At 46.2% G+C, this 14,914-nt stretch carries 16 protein-coding genes; 15 read left to right on the top strand and 1 reads right to left on the bottom strand.

All coding sequences use genetic code 11. From position 1 onward, the window contains the following. Positions 1–105 precede the first annotated feature (105 nt). The 12 genes from DWX43_RS02960 to DWX43_RS03015 all read left to right on the top strand — a co-directional run bounded on the left by DWX43_RS02960 (position 106) and on the right by DWX43_RS03015 (position 12,189). Positions 106–1,893, top strand: coding sequence for an aminopeptidase P family N-terminal domain-containing protein (locus DWX43_RS02960; RefSeq protein ID WP_118618686.1), 1,788 nt, complete (start codon positions 106–108; stop codon positions 1,891–1,893). A gap of 240 nt (positions 1,894–2,133) precedes the next feature. Then, positions 2,134–3,090: a MurR/RpiR family transcriptional regulator gene (locus DWX43_RS02965; RefSeq protein ID WP_243099237.1), complete on the top strand. Its 957-nt coding sequence runs from the start codon at positions 2,134–2,136 to the stop codon at positions 3,088–3,090. Continuing rightward, entirely contained in the window at positions 3,083–4,309 is a 1,227-nt protein-coding gene (locus DWX43_RS02970; protein ID WP_118618688.1) for an NAD(P)/FAD-dependent oxidoreductase, read from the top strand. The genes DWX43_RS02965 and DWX43_RS02970 overlap by 8 nt, the downstream gene beginning before the upstream one ends. Before the next feature lie 33 nt (positions 4,310–4,342). Further along, positions 4,343–4,999 (top strand): (d)CMP kinase, encoded by a 657-nt coding sequence (cmk, locus tag DWX43_RS02975; protein ID WP_118618690.1) that lies wholly within the window; start codon positions 4,343–4,345, stop codon positions 4,997–4,999. Between the two features lie 52 nt (positions 5,000–5,051). Then, positions 5,052–5,909, top strand: a complete 858-nt coding sequence (gene ispH, locus DWX43_RS02980) for a 4-hydroxy-3-methylbut-2-enyl diphosphate reductase (RefSeq protein ID WP_118618692.1) — start codon at positions 5,052–5,054, stop codon at positions 5,907–5,909. Next, entirely contained in the window at positions 5,890–6,969 is a 1,080-nt protein-coding gene (gene rpsA / locus DWX43_RS02985) for a 30S ribosomal protein S1 (protein ID WP_109730269.1), read from the top strand. The genes ispH and rpsA overlap by 20 nt, the downstream gene beginning before the upstream one ends. Positions 6,970–7,162: 193 nt before the next feature. Beyond that, entirely contained in the window at positions 7,163–8,482 is a 1,320-nt protein-coding gene (gene rsxC, locus DWX43_RS02990) for an electron transport complex subunit RsxC (RefSeq protein WP_118618694.1), read from the top strand. Between the two features lie 19 nt (positions 8,483–8,501). Continuing rightward, positions 8,502–9,434 carry an RnfABCDGE type electron transport complex subunit D gene (locus DWX43_RS02995; RefSeq protein WP_109730271.1) on the top strand — a complete coding sequence of 311 codons (933 nt, stop codon included), beginning with the start codon at positions 8,502–8,504 and terminating at the stop codon, positions 9,432–9,434. Beyond that, positions 9,434–10,048 (top strand): RnfABCDGE type electron transport complex subunit G, encoded by a 615-nt coding sequence (locus DWX43_RS03000; protein ID WP_118618696.1) that lies wholly within the window; start codon positions 9,434–9,436, stop codon positions 10,046–10,048. Before DWX43_RS02995 ends, DWX43_RS03000 begins: the two co-directional genes overlap by 1 nt. Then, positions 10,041–10,775 (top strand): electron transport complex subunit E, encoded by a 735-nt coding sequence (locus DWX43_RS03005; RefSeq protein WP_109730273.1) that lies wholly within the window; start codon positions 10,041–10,043, stop codon positions 10,773–10,775. The genes DWX43_RS03000 and DWX43_RS03005 overlap by 8 nt, the downstream gene beginning before the upstream one ends. A 13-nt stretch (positions 10,776–10,788) precedes the next feature. Then, positions 10,789–11,364 carry an electron transport complex protein RnfA gene (locus DWX43_RS03010; RefSeq protein ID WP_118618698.1) on the top strand — a complete coding sequence of 192 codons (576 nt, stop codon included), beginning with the start codon at positions 10,789–10,791 and terminating at the stop codon, positions 11,362–11,364. Positions 11,365–11,376: 12 nt separating this feature from the next. Continuing rightward, positions 11,377–12,189 (top strand): RnfABCDGE type electron transport complex subunit B, encoded by an 813-nt coding sequence (locus DWX43_RS03015; protein WP_109730275.1) that lies wholly within the window; start codon positions 11,377–11,379, stop codon positions 12,187–12,189. 90 nt (positions 12,190–12,279) lie between these two features. On the opposite strand, the gene DWX43_RS03020 is transcribed toward DWX43_RS03015, so the two are convergent. Continuing rightward, positions 12,280–13,257: an FAD:protein FMN transferase gene (locus tag DWX43_RS03020; RefSeq protein ID WP_118618700.1), complete on the bottom strand. Its 978-nt coding sequence runs from the start codon at positions 13,255–13,257 to the stop codon at positions 12,280–12,282. A 163-nt stretch (positions 13,258–13,420) separates the two neighbouring features. On the opposite strand from DWX43_RS03020, the gene DWX43_RS03025 reads away from it, so the two are divergent. From DWX43_RS03025 to ruvA, 3 genes are read left to right on the top strand one after another with little or no spacing between them, the layout of a single operon-like run. Beyond that, on the top strand, positions 13,421–13,777 hold the full coding sequence (locus DWX43_RS03025; RefSeq protein WP_182440605.1) for a NusG domain II-containing protein: 357 nt from the start codon (positions 13,421–13,423) through the stop codon (positions 13,775–13,777). Between the two features lie 11 nt (positions 13,778–13,788). Then, positions 13,789–14,283, top strand: coding sequence for a Gx transporter family protein (locus DWX43_RS03030; RefSeq protein WP_109730278.1), 495 nt, complete (start codon positions 13,789–13,791; stop codon positions 14,281–14,283). A 14-nt stretch (positions 14,284–14,297) separates the two neighbouring features. Beyond that, the gene (gene ruvA / locus DWX43_RS03035) at positions 14,298–14,900 is read left to right on the top strand and encodes a Holliday junction branch migration protein RuvA (protein ID WP_109730279.1); all 603 of its coding nucleotides are present in this window, start codon (positions 14,298–14,300) and stop codon (positions 14,898–14,900) included. Positions 14,901–14,914 lie beyond the last annotated feature (14 nt).

The following is a 14,914-nucleotide window of genomic DNA, read 5'->3' on the forward strand; positions in this document are numbered from 1 at the left end:
CCCCCGCCTCCTGAATGGCGTCCCCCCCTCCAAACAGAAATTTTTTCACCCCACCGCCACTTTTTTGTGGTATAATGGGCGTATGAATGTAAAGGAGGTTTTTTCATGAAAGTTTCAGAGAGAATTGAAAAGCTCCGTCAGTTGATGGAGGAGAAAGGCATGGATGCATACATCGTGCCAACGGCTGATTACCACCAGAGTGAATATGTTGGGGAACACTTTAAGGTAAGGGCGTTTATGACTGGTTTTACAGGGTCTGCAGGAACAGCCGTGTTCACAAAGGATGAAGCGGGAATGTGGACAGATGGAAGATATTTCATTCAGGCTTCACAGCAGATGGAAGGGACAGGTGTTATGCTTCGCAAGATGGGCGAACCGGGAGTGCCTTCTGTCGAGGAATATCTGAAAAAAACATTAGGTGAAAACTGTGTGATTGGTTTTGACGGACGCACTGTTGGAGTGGATGAAGGACAGGTTTATGCTGATATTGCGGCAGAAAAGAAGGGCAGTGTGATCTATGATTATGATCTCGTGGATGAGATCTGGGAAGACAGACCGCCGCTTTCTGAGAAACCGGCATTCCTTCTGGATGTAAAGTATGCAGGCGAGACTGTTGCTTCCAAGCTGGAACGCGTACGGGCTGCGATGAAGGAGGCAGGGGCTAATACACATATCATTACAAGTCTGGATGATACGGGCTGGCTTTTGAATGTAAGGGGAGATGATGTTGAATACTTCCCGCTGCTTCTTTCTTATACGGTTGTAAAAATGGATTCGGTTGAGCTTTATGTGGACGAGCGTAAGCTGAATGATGAAATCAAGGCGGAATTTGAGAAAAATCATGTTTGTATACATGCATACAATGATGTTTATGAGGCAGTCAAAAAGCTCGGAGCAGATGATGTGGTTATGATTGACCCGAGAAGAATGAATTATGCCCTGTATAATAACATTCCTGATAGTGTCCAGACTGTAAAACAGGAGAACCCTACCATTCTTATGAAAGCAGTCAAGAATGACGTTGAGGTTGAGAATATCAAAAAGGCACATATCAAAGACGGAGTGGCACATACGAAGTTTATGTACTGGCTGAAGAAAAATGTGGGCAAGATTGAGATGACGGAGTTAAGCGCATCTGATAAACTGGAAGAATTCCGTGCAGAGCAGGATAATTTCCTCTGGCCAAGTTTCGAACCAATCTGTGCCTATAAGGAACATGGGGCGATTGTACATTATACATCTACCCCGGAGACAAATGTTGAACTGAAGGAAGGTGCGCTGTTCCTGACAGACACCGGCGGACATTATTACGAAGGTTCAACAGACATTACGCGTACGGTTGCATTAGGTGAAGTGAGCCAGATTGAAAAAGACCACTTTACAGCCGTAGCGGTCAGCATGCTGAATCTGGCGGATGTGAAGTTCCTGTACGGGTGCTCAGGAATGAATCTGGACTATGTGGCAAGAGAACCATTCTGGAGACAGAACTTAAACTTCAACCACGGTACGGGACACGGAGTAGGCTACCTCGGAAATATCCATGAGCCGCCGACAGGTTTCCGCTGGCAGTTCCGTCCGAATGAGATCCATCCTTTCGAAGCGAACATGATCATTACTGACGAGCCGGGAATCTACATTGAAGGTTCTCACGGAATCCGTACAGAAAATGAACTTCTCGTATGCAACGGTGAAAAGAACGAATACGGACAGTTCATGTACTTCGAACCAATCACATTCGTACCGATCGATCTGGATGCGATTAATCCGGACCTGATGTCAGTAAAAGAGAAACAACTCTTAAATGATTATCATAAGAAGGTATACGAATTGATTGCACCACACCTGACAGAGGAAGAGCAGGAGTGGCTGAAAGAATATACAAGAGAAATCTAAGGGACGGGTCAGACAGATCCGGACCTGATATTAAAGGACACGAGGGCTGTGCCGCATTTTCCGTAAGGAAATGCAGCACAGCCCTGTTCTTGTTCAGCATTACTATTGACGGCCACAGGCCATGTATAAGCGGTCTGGCCTCTTTTTGCGTAATAGCGCCTTGCAAACAAATTGAGGGTATTGTATAATCAGAATGATGTTGGGGTCAAAGGGTATTTTGAACCGGGAAGAGGAATGAATGTGAGTGGAAATAAAGTAAACACGAATGAGAGCGGCACGAACGAACTGCTGCTTCGAATTGAAGAGAAATATAAAAAACTTAGCAAGGGGCAGAAGCGTCTCGCCAATTATGTCTGTGAAAATTATGATAAAGCGGTTTTCCTGACGGCCGCAAAGCTGGGGGAAATTGTCGGTGTCAGTGAGTCCACAGTGGTGCGTTTTGCAACTCAGCTGGGTTACAAGGGATATCCGGGATTCCAGAAGGCTTTGGAGGAACTGGTCCGTAATAAGCTGAATTCAATCCAGAGAATGGAAGTGACATATGGGCGAATCAGCCAGTCTGAGATACTGGCAACTGTCCTGCAGTCCGATATAGATAAGATCAAGCTGACACTCGCAGGGATTGACCAGAAGGTCTTTGAACTTGCCATTGACACCATTCTGAATGCAAAGAGGATCTATGTGATCGGGATCAGAAGCTGTGCGCCGCTGGCGGCATTTTTAAGCTTTTACCTGAATCTGATTTGTGAGAGTGTAACAGCAGTGAATACAAACAGCTCCAGTGAAATATTTGAGCAGTTGATCCGGATTAATGCGGATGATGTGATCATCGGCATCAGTTTTCCGCGCTATTCCATGCGTACCCTGAAAGCACTTGAGTTTGCCAGCAACCGGAAGGCCAAGGTGATTACACTGACAGACAGCGTGCATTCTCCTATGACACTGTATTCTTCCTGCAACCTGATTGCCAGAAGTGATATGGCGTCTATCGTGGATTCCCTTGTGGCACCCCTCAGTGTTGTGAATGCGCTCGTGGTGGCCCTCTGTATGAAGAAGCAGAAGGAAGTCGTCACCACGCTTGAGACACTGGAAGAGATATGGGATGAGTACCAGGTGTACAGTGGTGATGAGCTGAACCATGTCAACGATAAACTTCCTGTTGTGCCGGAAAAGTTGGAAGGGAAGACAGATGAGTAAAATACAGATTATAGGCGGCGGCGCCGCAGGAATGATGGCAGGGATATTTGCTGCAAGGAACGGGCATGAGGTCCATATATATGAAAAAAACGAAAAGCTTGGAAAGAAACTCTTTATTACGGGGAAGGGGCGCTGCAACATAACGAATGCCGGTGACATGGACACTCTTTTTGCGTCTGTGATGACAAATCCGAAGTTCCTTTACAGTGGTTTTTACAGCTTTACAAATGAACAGGCAATCAATTTTTTTGAAGAATTAGGCGTGAAAACAAAAGTTGAACGGGGGAACAGGGTATTTCCCCAGTCTGACCATTCCTCGGATGTGATCGGGGCTATGCAAAGAGAACTTAAAAGGCTGCACACACAGATCCACCTGCACTGTAATGTGAAGGAAATACGGGTAAAAGACGGCCGTTATCACAGTCTGCTTCTTTCTGACGGAAAGGAATTGGAAGGAGATGCCTGTATCGTTGCGACAGGGGGAGTCTCATATCCGGCTACGGGGTCTACCGGGGACGGCTATCGTTTTGCCAGAGAGTCAGGACACCGTGTCACAGAGCTTTTGCCTTCTCTTGTGCCGGTCGAGGCTAAAGAGGATGATGTGAAGGCTTTACAAGGTCTTTCCCTTCGCAATGTGAATGCCCGCATCTATGACGGGAAAAAGAAGATATATGAAGAATTCGGCGAAATGCTGTTTACACATTATGGCGTGAGCGGCCCGGTTATCATCAGTGCCAGCAGTGTGATAGGGAAGGTCTTAAAAAAGCGCAGCCTCAGACTTCTGATCGACTTAAAGCCGGCATTGACTTTTGAACAGCTTGATGCAAGAGTGCTGCGGGACTTTGAAGAGAACAGGAATAAGCAGTTTAAGAATGCAGTAGATAAACTCTTTCCAGCGAAATTAAAGCCGGTGATGATAGAACGCAGCGGGATTGATCCGGAGAAGAAGGTAAATGAGGTCAGCAGAGAGGAAAGGCAGCATTTTGCTGCCCTGATCAAGAACTTTGAGATCACCCTTGTGAAACTGAGAGATTTTAAAGAAGCGATTATTACCAAGGGCGGTGTGGATGTGAAGGAGATTGATCCGGGCACGATGGAATCAAGACTCGTTCCGGGACTGTATTTTATTGGCGAAGTGCTGGATCTGGATGCCCTGACAGGCGGGTTTAATCTGCAGATTGCATGGTCTACAGCATACCTTGCCGGTATTTCTGTCTAAAGCAGAAAGTACAGGATATAAGGAGGATATATAATGGGATATAATGTAGCAATAGACGGACCGGCAGGGGCCGGTAAAAGTACGATTGCAAAACTGGTTGCAAAAGAAAAAGGATATATATATGTAGATACAGGGGCGATGTACCGCGCTCTTGCGGTTCATTTTCTGGAATGCGGCATTCGTCCGGAGGATACGTTAGGGATCGTTGGAGCCTGTAAAGATGCAGATGTCAGTATTAAATATCAGGACAATGTCCAGCAGGTTTATTTAAATGGGAAGAATGTAACGTCCAGACTGAGAGAGGAAAGTGTCGGAAATATGGCATCCGTTAGTTCAGCGGTGCCTGAAGTGCGTGAAAAGCTTCTGGAACTGCAGCGGGGGCTGGCAAGATCGGAAGATGTGATTATGGACGGACGGGATATCGGGACGAATATACTTCCTGATGCGGATGTGAAGATTTATCTGACGGCCAGTGTTGCAACACGGGCAAAGAGACGTTATGATGAACTCAGGGAAAAAGGGATCGAATGTGATTATAACGAAATCGCCCGAGATATCGAGGAGCGCGACAGAAGGGATATGAGCCGTGAGACTGCCCCTCTTAAACAGGCAGAGGATGCAGTCCTTGTCGACAGTTCTGAGATGACGATTGAAGAAGTTGTAAAAGAGATTATCAAACACTGCAGGTAAATAGGTCGCAGATACGAAATAGTAACAGGCATAAAGCAAGAAAGGGAAAAGGATGGAAATCATTCGTGCAAAGACGGCGGGCTTCTGTTTTGGCGTCAGACGGGCCGTAGAAACCGTGTATAAACAGTTAGAAAAGAATGGCGGGGAAAACACCGGCATCTATACCTTTGGCCCGATTATCCACAACGAAGAGGTTGTGAAGGATATGGAGAAAAAAGGGGTCAGGGTGCTCCGGACAGAAGAACTAAAACAGCTGGAAAAAGGAACCGTAATCATCCGTTCACACGGGGTGGCGGAACAGGTTTACAGGGAGATGGAGGCAAACGGTCTGGAAATTATTGATGCAACCTGTCCTTTTGTAAAAAAAATCCATAATATTGTAAAAAAAGAGAGCGGCGAAGGAAAACACATCGTGATTATCGGGAACCCGGACCACCCTGAAGTGGAGGGAATCCGCGGCTGGGCAGGGGCTGATGTGACCGTCGTGCAGACACCTGAAGAGGCTGAAAAATTTTCCGCCGGAGAGGGAAAGAAGGTCTGTATTGTCTCCCAGACGACATTTAATTACAATAAATTTAAAGAATTAGTTGAAATTCTTTCAAAAAAGAGTTATGATGTAAGTGTTTTAAATACAATCTGCAATGCAACGAAAGAGCGTCAGACCGAAGCTCGCAGTATTGCGGAAGAGGTGGATGCTATGATAGTGATTGGTGACAAACATAGTTCCAACACCCAGAAGTTATTTGAAATATGTCAGAACGCATGTAAAGATACGTACTATATACAGACACTTGACGATTTGGATTTGAATCAATTAGGGTCAGTGGAAACAGTAGGTATTACAGCAGGGGCATCCACGCCCAACAATATAATTGAGGAGGTTCAAAATAATGTCAGAATTATCTTTTGAACAAATGTTAGACGAATCATTTAAAACAATTCACAACGGAGAGGTAGTAGATGGGACAGTCATTGACGTGAAGCCGGACGAGATTATCCTGAATATCGGATGTAAAGCGGATGGTATCATATCTAAGAGTGAGTATTCCAACGATCAGTCATTAGATCTGACAACTGTTGTAAAAGTTGGTGATCCGATGACAGTGAAGGTATTAAAGGTGAACGACGGCGAAGGCCAGATGTTGCTGACTTATAAGAGACTTGCTGCTGAAAAGGGAAATGAGAGATTAAGAGAGGCTTATGAGAACAAAGAAGTTCTGAAGGCTACAGTAACTCAGATCCTTGGTGGTGGATTATGTGCGACAGTTGAAGAAGCACGTGTATTCATTCCGGCAAGCCTTGTTTCTGATTCTTATGAGAAGGACCTGAGCAAATATGAAGGCCAGGAGATTGAATTTGTAATCAGCGAATTCAACCCGAGAAGAAACCGCGTGATCGGTGACAGAAGACAGCTTCTCGTTGCAGAGAGAGCAGAGAGACAGAAAGAGCTGTTTGCTAAGCTGCAGATTGGCGATACAATTGAAGGAACTGTTAAGAATGTAACAGACTTTGGAGCATTTATTGATCTCGGCGGTGTTGACGGACTGTTACATATCTCTGAGATGTCATGGGGAAGAGTTGAGAATCCTAAGAAAGTCTTCCAGGTTGGAGATGTGTTAAAAGTTCTTGTAAAAGACATCAATGATACAAAGGTTGCACTCAGCCTGAAGTTCCCGGAGACGAATCCGTGGGCTAATGCTACAGAGGATTTTGCAGTAGGCACAGTTATTACAGGAAAAGTTGCACGTATGACAGATTTCGGAGCATTTGTTGAGCTTGCGCCGGGAGTTGACGCACTGCTTCACGTTTCCCAGATTTCAAGGGCACATGTTGAGAAACCGTCTGATGTACTTTCTATCGGACAGGAAATTACGGCTAAGATTGTGGACCTGAATGAGGCAGATAAGAAGATCAGCCTGAGCATGAAGGCTCTGGAAGAGCCTGAGGCACAGGAGTATACAGAAGAGTAATATATGTTTTAACATCTATATGGGACTTTGAGATAGAGGCTGACAAGCCTCTATCTTTGTTTTGTGGTAAATGTTAAAAAAACGACAAGATGTATGGATTTATGTGCAATAAAATATGTGAATTTACTGGATTTTGCATACAATTTTTAGTACAATACTATTATTGCGATAAGAGAAAGGAAGGTAGTAAAGAATGGGACTTTTAACTTTTAAAGGCGGAATACATCCAAATGACGGTAAAAGTCTGGCAAAGGATCAGGCGATTGCAGAAGTACTGCCGAAAGGCGATTTGGTATATCCGCTTTCACAGCATATCGGTGCCCCTGCAAGTCCGGTTGTACAAAAGGGCGACCATGTGTTAAAAGGCCAGAAGATTGCTGAAGCTGGCGGATTTGTTTCCGCACCGGTTTATGCGTCTGTTTCAGGTACTGTCAAAGGCCTGGAAAAGCATTTCAATCCGACAGGGAGCAAAGTGGATTGTATCGTAATTGAAAACGATGGGGAATATGCAGAGATAGAGTATCCTGAAGTGAAGCCGCTTAATGAGCTTACGAAGGAAGAAGTCATCAAAATGATCGGTGATGCCGGAATTGTCGGAATGGGTGGTGCCGGATTCCCTACAAGAGTGAAGCTTTCTCCGAAAGAACCTGACAAGATTGAATATATCATAGCGAACTGTGCAGAATGCGAACCGTACATAACAGCAGACTACCGGAGGATGTTAGAGAATACAGAAGAGCTGGTAAGTGGTATGAGGGTTATATTATCCTTGTTTGAAAATGCAAAAGGTATATTCGGTGTAGAAGACAATAAAAAGGACTGTATTGAGAAATTAAAAGAGGCAGTTAAGGATGAACCGCGTATGGAGGTCAATGTGCTGCAGACGAAATATCCGCAGGGGGCTGAGCGCCAGCTGATCTACGCGGTAACGAAGCGTGCTATAAATTCTGCGATGCTTCCGGCTGATGCGGGCTGTATCGTGGATAACGTGGAGACTCTTGTGAGCATCCATCGTGCCGTGGTAGAAGGAAAACCTCTTATGGAGCGTGTCGTGACAGTCAGCGGTAATGCGGTTGCAAAGCCAGGCAACTTCAAGGCACTTTTAGGAACGAACCAGCAGGAGCTTGTTGAGGCTGCCGGCGGGTTTAAGACAGAGCCGAAGAAAGTGATTTCAGGCGGCCCGATGATGGGATTTGCAATGATGACCCTGGATACCCCGGTCACAAAGACATCTTCCTCCATCCTTGGATTTACAGAGGATGAAGTGGAGAAGGCAAAACCAGGTCCCTGCATCAACTGCGGACGGTGTGTGGAAATATGCCCGAGTAGAATTATTCCGTCCAGACTTGCGGATTATGCGGAGAGACACGATGAAGAGACCTTTACTGCACAGAACGGACTGGAGTGTGTGGAATGCGGTTCCTGCAGCTATGTCTGCCCGGCAAAAAGACCGCTGAAGCAGTCAATTGGTTCTATGCGCAAGATTGCTCTCGCGAACAGAAAGAAAAAATAACGAAAGAGGTGAATCAAAAGTGAACGAGAATTATAACATATCATCTTCACCGCATATACGAGACAAGGCAACCACAAGCAATATCATGCTGTATGTTGTGATTGCGCTTCTGCCAGCAACAATCTTTGGAATCTATAATTTCAGACACGAAAATGCATGGCTTCTGGTTGCAGTTACGACGGGAACTGCGGTGTTGACTGAGTACTTATATGAGAGGCTGATGCATAAGCCGATCACAATCAAAGATTTCAGTGCGGTTGTCACAGGACTTTTGCTGGCATTGAATCTGCCGCCGACACTCCCGTTATGGATGGGGGCGCTTGGTTCCGTATTTGCTATCATAGTGGTAAAACAGCTTTTTGGCGGCCTGGGGCAGAACTTTATGAACCCGGCACTGGGAGCGAGATGTTTCCTGCTTATTTCTTTTACGGGGCGTATGACCTACTTTGTATATGATGGTGTCACAGGCGCAACACCGCTTGCACAGCTCAAAGCGGGTGAGGCAGTGAACACAATGGATATGCTGATGGGGAATATCCGTGGTACGATTGGTGAGACTTCCGTGCTTGCAATCATGATTGGTGCCATGTTCCTTCTTCTGATGGGGATTATTGATTTAAGGATACCCGGTACATATCTTGTAACATTTGTCATTTTCATTACGATTTTCGGCGGACACGGGCTTGACCCGCAGTACATCACCGCACATCTCTGCGGAGGCGGCCTGATGCTGGGGGCATGGTTCATGGCTACGGATTATGTTACTTCGCCTATTACAAAACGAGGGCAGATTGTATATGGTGTCTGTTTAGGTCTTTTGACCGGTCTTTTCAGACTGTTCGGCGGATCGGCAGAGGGTGTGTCCTATGCGATCATCATCAGTAACCTTTTAGTACCGCTGATCGAAAAGGTTACTCTTCCAAAACCATTCGGTAAAGGAGGAGAAAAATAATGAATAAAATAGTAAAGAACACATTGATACTCACGATAATTACTCTGGTCGCAGGAACACTTCTGGGCCTCGTCTATGAAGTGACAAAAGCTCCTATCGCCAAGGCGCAGGAGAATGCAAAGCAGGAAGCGTATAAGACGGTCCTTGCAGATGCGGCTGTATTTGAAGAGTATGCGGATTTTAATGAAAATGAGGCGGCCAAAGTGTTAAAAGAAGGCGGCTATACAGGGGATGACATCACAGAAGTAGCCGTAGCAAAAGACGAGAACGGCGAAGATGTGGGATATGTTGTGACTGTAACTTCTCATGAGGGTTACGGCGGGGATATCAAGATTTCTGTCGGAATCTTAAGCGACGGTACTGTGAAGGGAATCGAGATGCTTTCGATCAGTGAAACAGCCGGACTTGGTATGAAATCCACGGAACCTGCGTTTAAGGACCAGTTCAAGGATAAGCAGGTCGAGAAGTTTTCCTATACAAAGACCGGTGAGAAGGGCGATGACAAGATTGATGCGCTCAGTGGCGCCACAATCACGACAAACGCCGTAACGAATGCGGTAGACTCTGCCCTGGTATATTTTCAGAATGTGTTAGGAGGTAGTGTCAATGAATAAGTATACGGAAAGACTGTATAACGGTCTGATCAAAGAAAACCCTACCTTCGTGCTGATGCTTGGTATGTGTCCTACACTGGCGGTTACAACGTCGGCGATCAATGGAATCGGTATGGGACTCTCAACAACAGTTGTACTTGTATTATCCAATATGCTAATATCCATGCTGAGGAAGATTATCCCGGATTCCGTCAGAATGCCTGCATTTATCGTTGTCGTGGCATCCTTTGTAACGATGGTGCAGTTCCTGCTGGAAGGATTCGTCCCGAGTCTCTATGATTCACTGGGAATCTATATCCCTTTGATCGTTGTTAACTGTATTATCCTTGGAAGGGCCGAAAGCTATGCATCTAAGAACCCTGTTTTGCCATCCATATTTGACGGAATTGGTATGGGACTTGGATTTACGGTAGGTCTCACGGCAATTGGCCTTGTAAGAGAAATTATTGGTTCAGGAAAGGCATTTAACTTCCAGATCCTGCCAACATCCTATGAACCGGTCACAATCTTTATTCTGGCGCCCGGCGCGTTCTTCGTGCTTGCAGCCTTGACTGCCCTGCAGAACAAGTTCAAGAAGAAAGCGGCAGAAAAGGGTGATCCAATCGCTGAAAAGATCGGCTGCGGATCAGGATGTGCAACATGCGGGAAGAAAGAGACCTGCGGAGGTTCAATGTTTATAGATGTGACCCCGGAATCAAAGAAAACAGCAAAAAATGAGAAGGAATAGGAGGAGAGTGTAGATGAAAGAACTACTTTTAATTGCAGTTGGCGCTGCATTCGTGAATAACGTTGTACTCAGCCAGTTCCTTGGAATCTGTCCGTTCCTCGGTGTTTCTAAAAATGTAAAGACCGCAGGCGGTATGGGCGGTGCTGTTATTTTCGTTATTACAATTGCATCATTTGTAACAAGTTTAATTTATAAATTCATCCTTGTGCCGGCAAATTTTGAATATTTACAGACGATCGTCTTCATTCTTGTTATTGCGGCGCTTGTACAGTTTGTAGAGATGTTCCTGAAAAAGGCGATGCCGCCTTTGTATAATGCGCTTGGTGTTTACCTGCCGCTGATCACAACAAACTGTGCAGTGCTCGGTGTCGCGCTGACAAATGTCCAGAAATCATACAGTATTCTGGAAGGCGTGATTAACGGGATTGCAACAGCATTTGGTTTCCTTGTGGCGATCGTGCTGATGGCAGGTATCCGTGAGAAGATAGAGCACAATGATATCACGGAATCGTTTCAGGGAACTCCGATTGTCCTTGTAACTGCGGGACTGATGGCAATTGCATTTTTCGGATTTTCAGGATTAATTTAGGAGGGAAGAAACATGAGTATATCAGGAATTTTAATAGCTGCGGCAATCGTCGGCGGAACCGGATTATTCATCGGTGTCTTCCTTGGGATATCAGGAAAGAAGTTTGCGGTAGAAGTTGACGAAAGGGAAGAGGCTATTATGGGCGTGCTCCCGGGCAACAACTGCGGCGGCTGCGGCTATGCAGGATGTTCAGGTCTGGCGGCTGCAATCGTAGAAGGAAAGGCTGAAGTTAGCGGATGCCCGGTCGGCGGTGCACCTGTTGCGGCCCGTATCGGTGAGATTATGGGAATGGCGGCAGGAGATCAGGTTCGTCAGGTTGCATTCGTGAAATGTGCCGGTACCTGTGAAAAGGCGCAGAATAAATATGAGTATTTTGGAATCGAAGACTGCACTATGGTAAATATGATGCAGGATGGCGGACCAAAAGGCTGTGACTATGGATGTCTCGGTTATGGCACCTGTGTGAAGGCGTGCCCGTTCGATGCAATCCATATTATCGAAGGAATCGCAGTTGTAGACAAGGAAAAATGTAAGGCATGTTCTAAGTGTGTTGCAGCATGTCCGAAACATCTGATTGAGCTGATCCCGTATGATCAGAAGACATTTGTACAGTGTAATTCCAACGATAAAGGAAAAGCACTGATGGATGTCTGTCTGGTTGGCTGCATCGGCTGCCGTCTCTGTGTGAAGAACTGTGAGTTCGGTGCCGTGACAGTGACAGATAACCTGGCACACATTGATCCGGAGAAATGTACGAACTGCGGCGTTTGTGCCGATAAGTGCCCGAGAAAGATTATTACACCAAGAAAGATACCGATTTCATAAGAATTATAGCGGTAATGTCATTATAAAACGCTGCATGGGAAGCTTAAGGCTTCCTGTATGCAGCGTTTTTGTTCCATAGAGAATGATTTATTAATTTACATAGTGCAGGCTGTAGTCATCTGTTACAAAGATGGCCCGTATGCCGTCCAGACTTTCAACCAGCTGGCTTCCCTGCTCAAGCCCCAGTGCAAAGCAGGCTGTACTCAGCCCGTCGCCATCCACAGACTGGTCGGAGATGATCGTTACCTGAAGCAGGTGGTTATCGAATGGATAGCCTGTTTCCGGGTCAAGAAGGTGGTGGTAGATCTTACCGCCTTTCTTAAAATAACGTTCGTAGATCCCGGAGGAGACGACAGACTGGTCATGGATGTCGACAGTTGTGATGGCCTCATTCGTTTCAGCAAAGGGTTTCTGGATGCCAATGTGAAAATCGCTGCCATCCGTCTTACTTCCTATTGTAAGCAGGTTCCCGCCCAGATCGATCTGCCCGTGTTCGATGCCTTCACTTTCCAGCCAGGCTTTCAGCTTGTCTGCGATGAATCCTTTTGCGATACCTCCAAGGTCGATCGCTGCCTTCGGATCTTTCAGGGTGACAGTATTGCCTTCGACCAGAACATTTCTGTAGTCTATATGGCTTACGGCTTCTTCAATGGCGGCTTCGTCCGGAATGCTGCCGGGATTGTTTTTGATATCCCAGAGTTCACTTAAGGGTGCAATTGTGATATCAAACCTTCCTCCTGAAAGCTGGCTATAGTACAGTCCTTTTTCAATCAGTTCGATAGTCTCGTCATCCACCTCGACAGGCTGTCCGTGTGCTGCATTGATCCTTGAAATATCGCTTGTATCAATCGTGCGGCTGAATAACTGTTCATAATCTGAGCACATTTCCTTGCAGTGATCGAGTATATCCTGACTGCCGCCCCATATTTTTATGGATATAATGGTGTCGAAATAAACACCGACTGTTTCGAGAGGTTCACTGGCGGGCGGAGTCGTGCAGCCGGTGAGTGAAAAAAGCATGGCTGCCGATACCAGGAACGGCAGCATATGTTTCGTAAATCTTTTCATAAGGTTCCTCTTTTCGTATAATACAATATCTGAATCATTATACCCATTTCAAAGGAAAATTACAATCGAACATGTGATTGTATTGTTCCTGTTCACACTACGGTGTGAACAGGAACATTGCATTCTAAAAGTCGGTGTGCTATGATAATTGCTGGAGGCTGTGATGAAGAAAAATGATTTAATATTAGTTGGAATGATTTTATGTCTGGCTGCCGCGTTCATCGGTTACCAATTCCTGAAGGGGAAGAGTGTTAACGCAGATGTTGTGGTCACCGTTGATGGAGAGCCATATGGCAGATATGCACTGTCAGCGGACCAGATAATAAAGATAGACGGTACGAATACCCTCGAGATCAGGGACGGGAAGGCCGCTATGAAGGCCGCGGACTGTCCGGACAAGCTGTGTGTGCATCAGAAGGCAATCTCCAGAGACGGTGAGAGCATCATTTGTCTGCCGAATAAAGTGGTGGTAACCATTGAAGGCGGAGAAAAGAGTGAACTTGACGGGGTTGCGAAGTAGGAGGATGACCGGTGAAAAATAGAGCAGCATATTTTGGAGTATTCACGGCCCTTGCCCTTATTTTCAGCTATGTGGAAATGCTGATTCCGATTCAGTTCGGTGTGCCGGGGATTAAACTGGGTCTGGCGAATCTCCTGATCGTGATCATGTTATATAAATGCGGGCCGAAGGAGGCACTGCTTCTGTCCGTTGTCAGAATCGTCCTGTCCGGATTTATATTTGGAAATATGTTCAGTATTATATACAGTCTGGCCGGTGGGATTTTGAGCCTGGCGGTGATGGCGTTTCTGAAGGGGCGCGGCAGTTTCAGCGTGATGGGCGTCAGTATTGCCGGCGGCGTATGCCACAATATCGGGCAGCTGGCCGTCGCAATGGCCGTTGTGGAGACATACCGGGTAGGTTACTATCTCCCGGTTCTTCTGATCGCCGGAATGCTGACCGGAATGCTGATCGGCATTGTGTCCAATGAGGTGTTGAAACGGATCAGGAATATCAATCTGTATTAAGGAGAAGGAGAGTTATGATTTCATATATTCGCGGCGAACTTGCCGCTGTAGAAAAAGAGAAAGTAATTGTAGATGTGGGGGGCGTCGGATACGGCATCTATATGCCCGGACAGGCACTTGCCGTGCTTCCACAGCCCGGCAGTGAGGTGAAGATCCATACATATCTGAATGTACGGGAGGATGCCATGCAGCTGTTTGGATTCCTGACAAGGGATGACCTGGAGATTTTTAAGCTTGTAATCGGCGTCAGCGGAATCGGTCCGAAGGGGGGATTAAGTATCTTATCGAAGCTCAGCCCGGATGATCTGAGGTATGCTGTTTTGTCCGGTGACGTCAAGGCCATCTCTGCTGCACCCGGGATCGGGAAGAAGACGGCGGAGAAGCTGATCATTGAATTAAAGGACAAGCTGGATATAGAGGATGTTTTAAACCATGCCATCGAAAGCGACAGGGCGCCGGATACGGATGTCTCAGGAGGGATTCAGTCTGAGGCAGTGCAGGCACTGGTGGCACTTGGTTATGGAAGCACCGAGAGTCTGCGTGCTGTCAGACAGGTGGAGCTGGAGAATGCTTCAGTAGAAGATGTACTGAAAGAAGCTTTAAAGAAAATGCTTTAAAGATATAGAGGGAG

The organism is Clostridium sp. AF19-22AC (genome assembly GCF_003479085.1).
Lineage (GTDB): Bacteria > Bacillota > Clostridia > Lachnospirales > Lachnospiraceae > Faecalicatena_A > Faecalicatena_A orotica.

Coding starts and splice junctions, on each gene's coding strand:
- ispH (WP_118618692.1), top strand. CDS start 5,052: ATGGAAATCATTCGTGCAAAGACGGCGGGCTTCTGTTTTGGCGTCAGA.
- cmk (WP_118618690.1), top strand. CDS start 4,343: ATGGGATATAATGTAGCAATAGACGGACCGGCAGGGGCCGGTAAAAGT.
- DWX43_RS02970 (WP_118618688.1), top strand. CDS start 3,083: ATGAGTAAAATACAGATTATAGGCGGCGGCGCCGCAGGAATGATGGCA.
- DWX43_RS02960 (WP_118618686.1), top strand. CDS start 106: ATGAAAGTTTCAGAGAGAATTGAAAAGCTCCGTCAGTTGATGGAGGAG.
- DWX43_RS03025 (WP_182440605.1), top strand. CDS start 13,421: ATGAAGAAAAATGATTTAATATTAGTTGGAATGATTTTATGTCTGGCT.
- DWX43_RS03010 (WP_118618698.1), top strand. CDS start 10,789: ATGAAAGAACTACTTTTAATTGCAGTTGGCGCTGCATTCGTGAATAAC.
- ruvA (WP_109730279.1), top strand. CDS start 14,298: ATGATTTCATATATTCGCGGCGAACTTGCCGCTGTAGAAAAAGAGAAA.
- DWX43_RS03020 (WP_118618700.1), bottom strand. CDS start 13,257: ATGAAAAGATTTACGAAACATATGCTGCCGTTCCTGGTATCGGCAGCC.
- DWX43_RS03015 (WP_109730275.1), top strand. CDS start 11,377: ATGAGTATATCAGGAATTTTAATAGCTGCGGCAATCGTCGGCGGAACC.
- rsxC (WP_118618694.1), top strand. CDS start 7,163: ATGGGACTTTTAACTTTTAAAGGCGGAATACATCCAAATGACGGTAAA.
- rpsA (WP_109730269.1), top strand. CDS start 5,890: ATGTCAGAATTATCTTTTGAACAAATGTTAGACGAATCATTTAAAACA.
- DWX43_RS03005 (WP_109730273.1), top strand. CDS start 10,041: ATGAATAAGTATACGGAAAGACTGTATAACGGTCTGATCAAAGAAAAC.
- DWX43_RS03000 (WP_118618696.1), top strand. CDS start 9,434: ATGAATAAAATAGTAAAGAACACATTGATACTCACGATAATTACTCTG.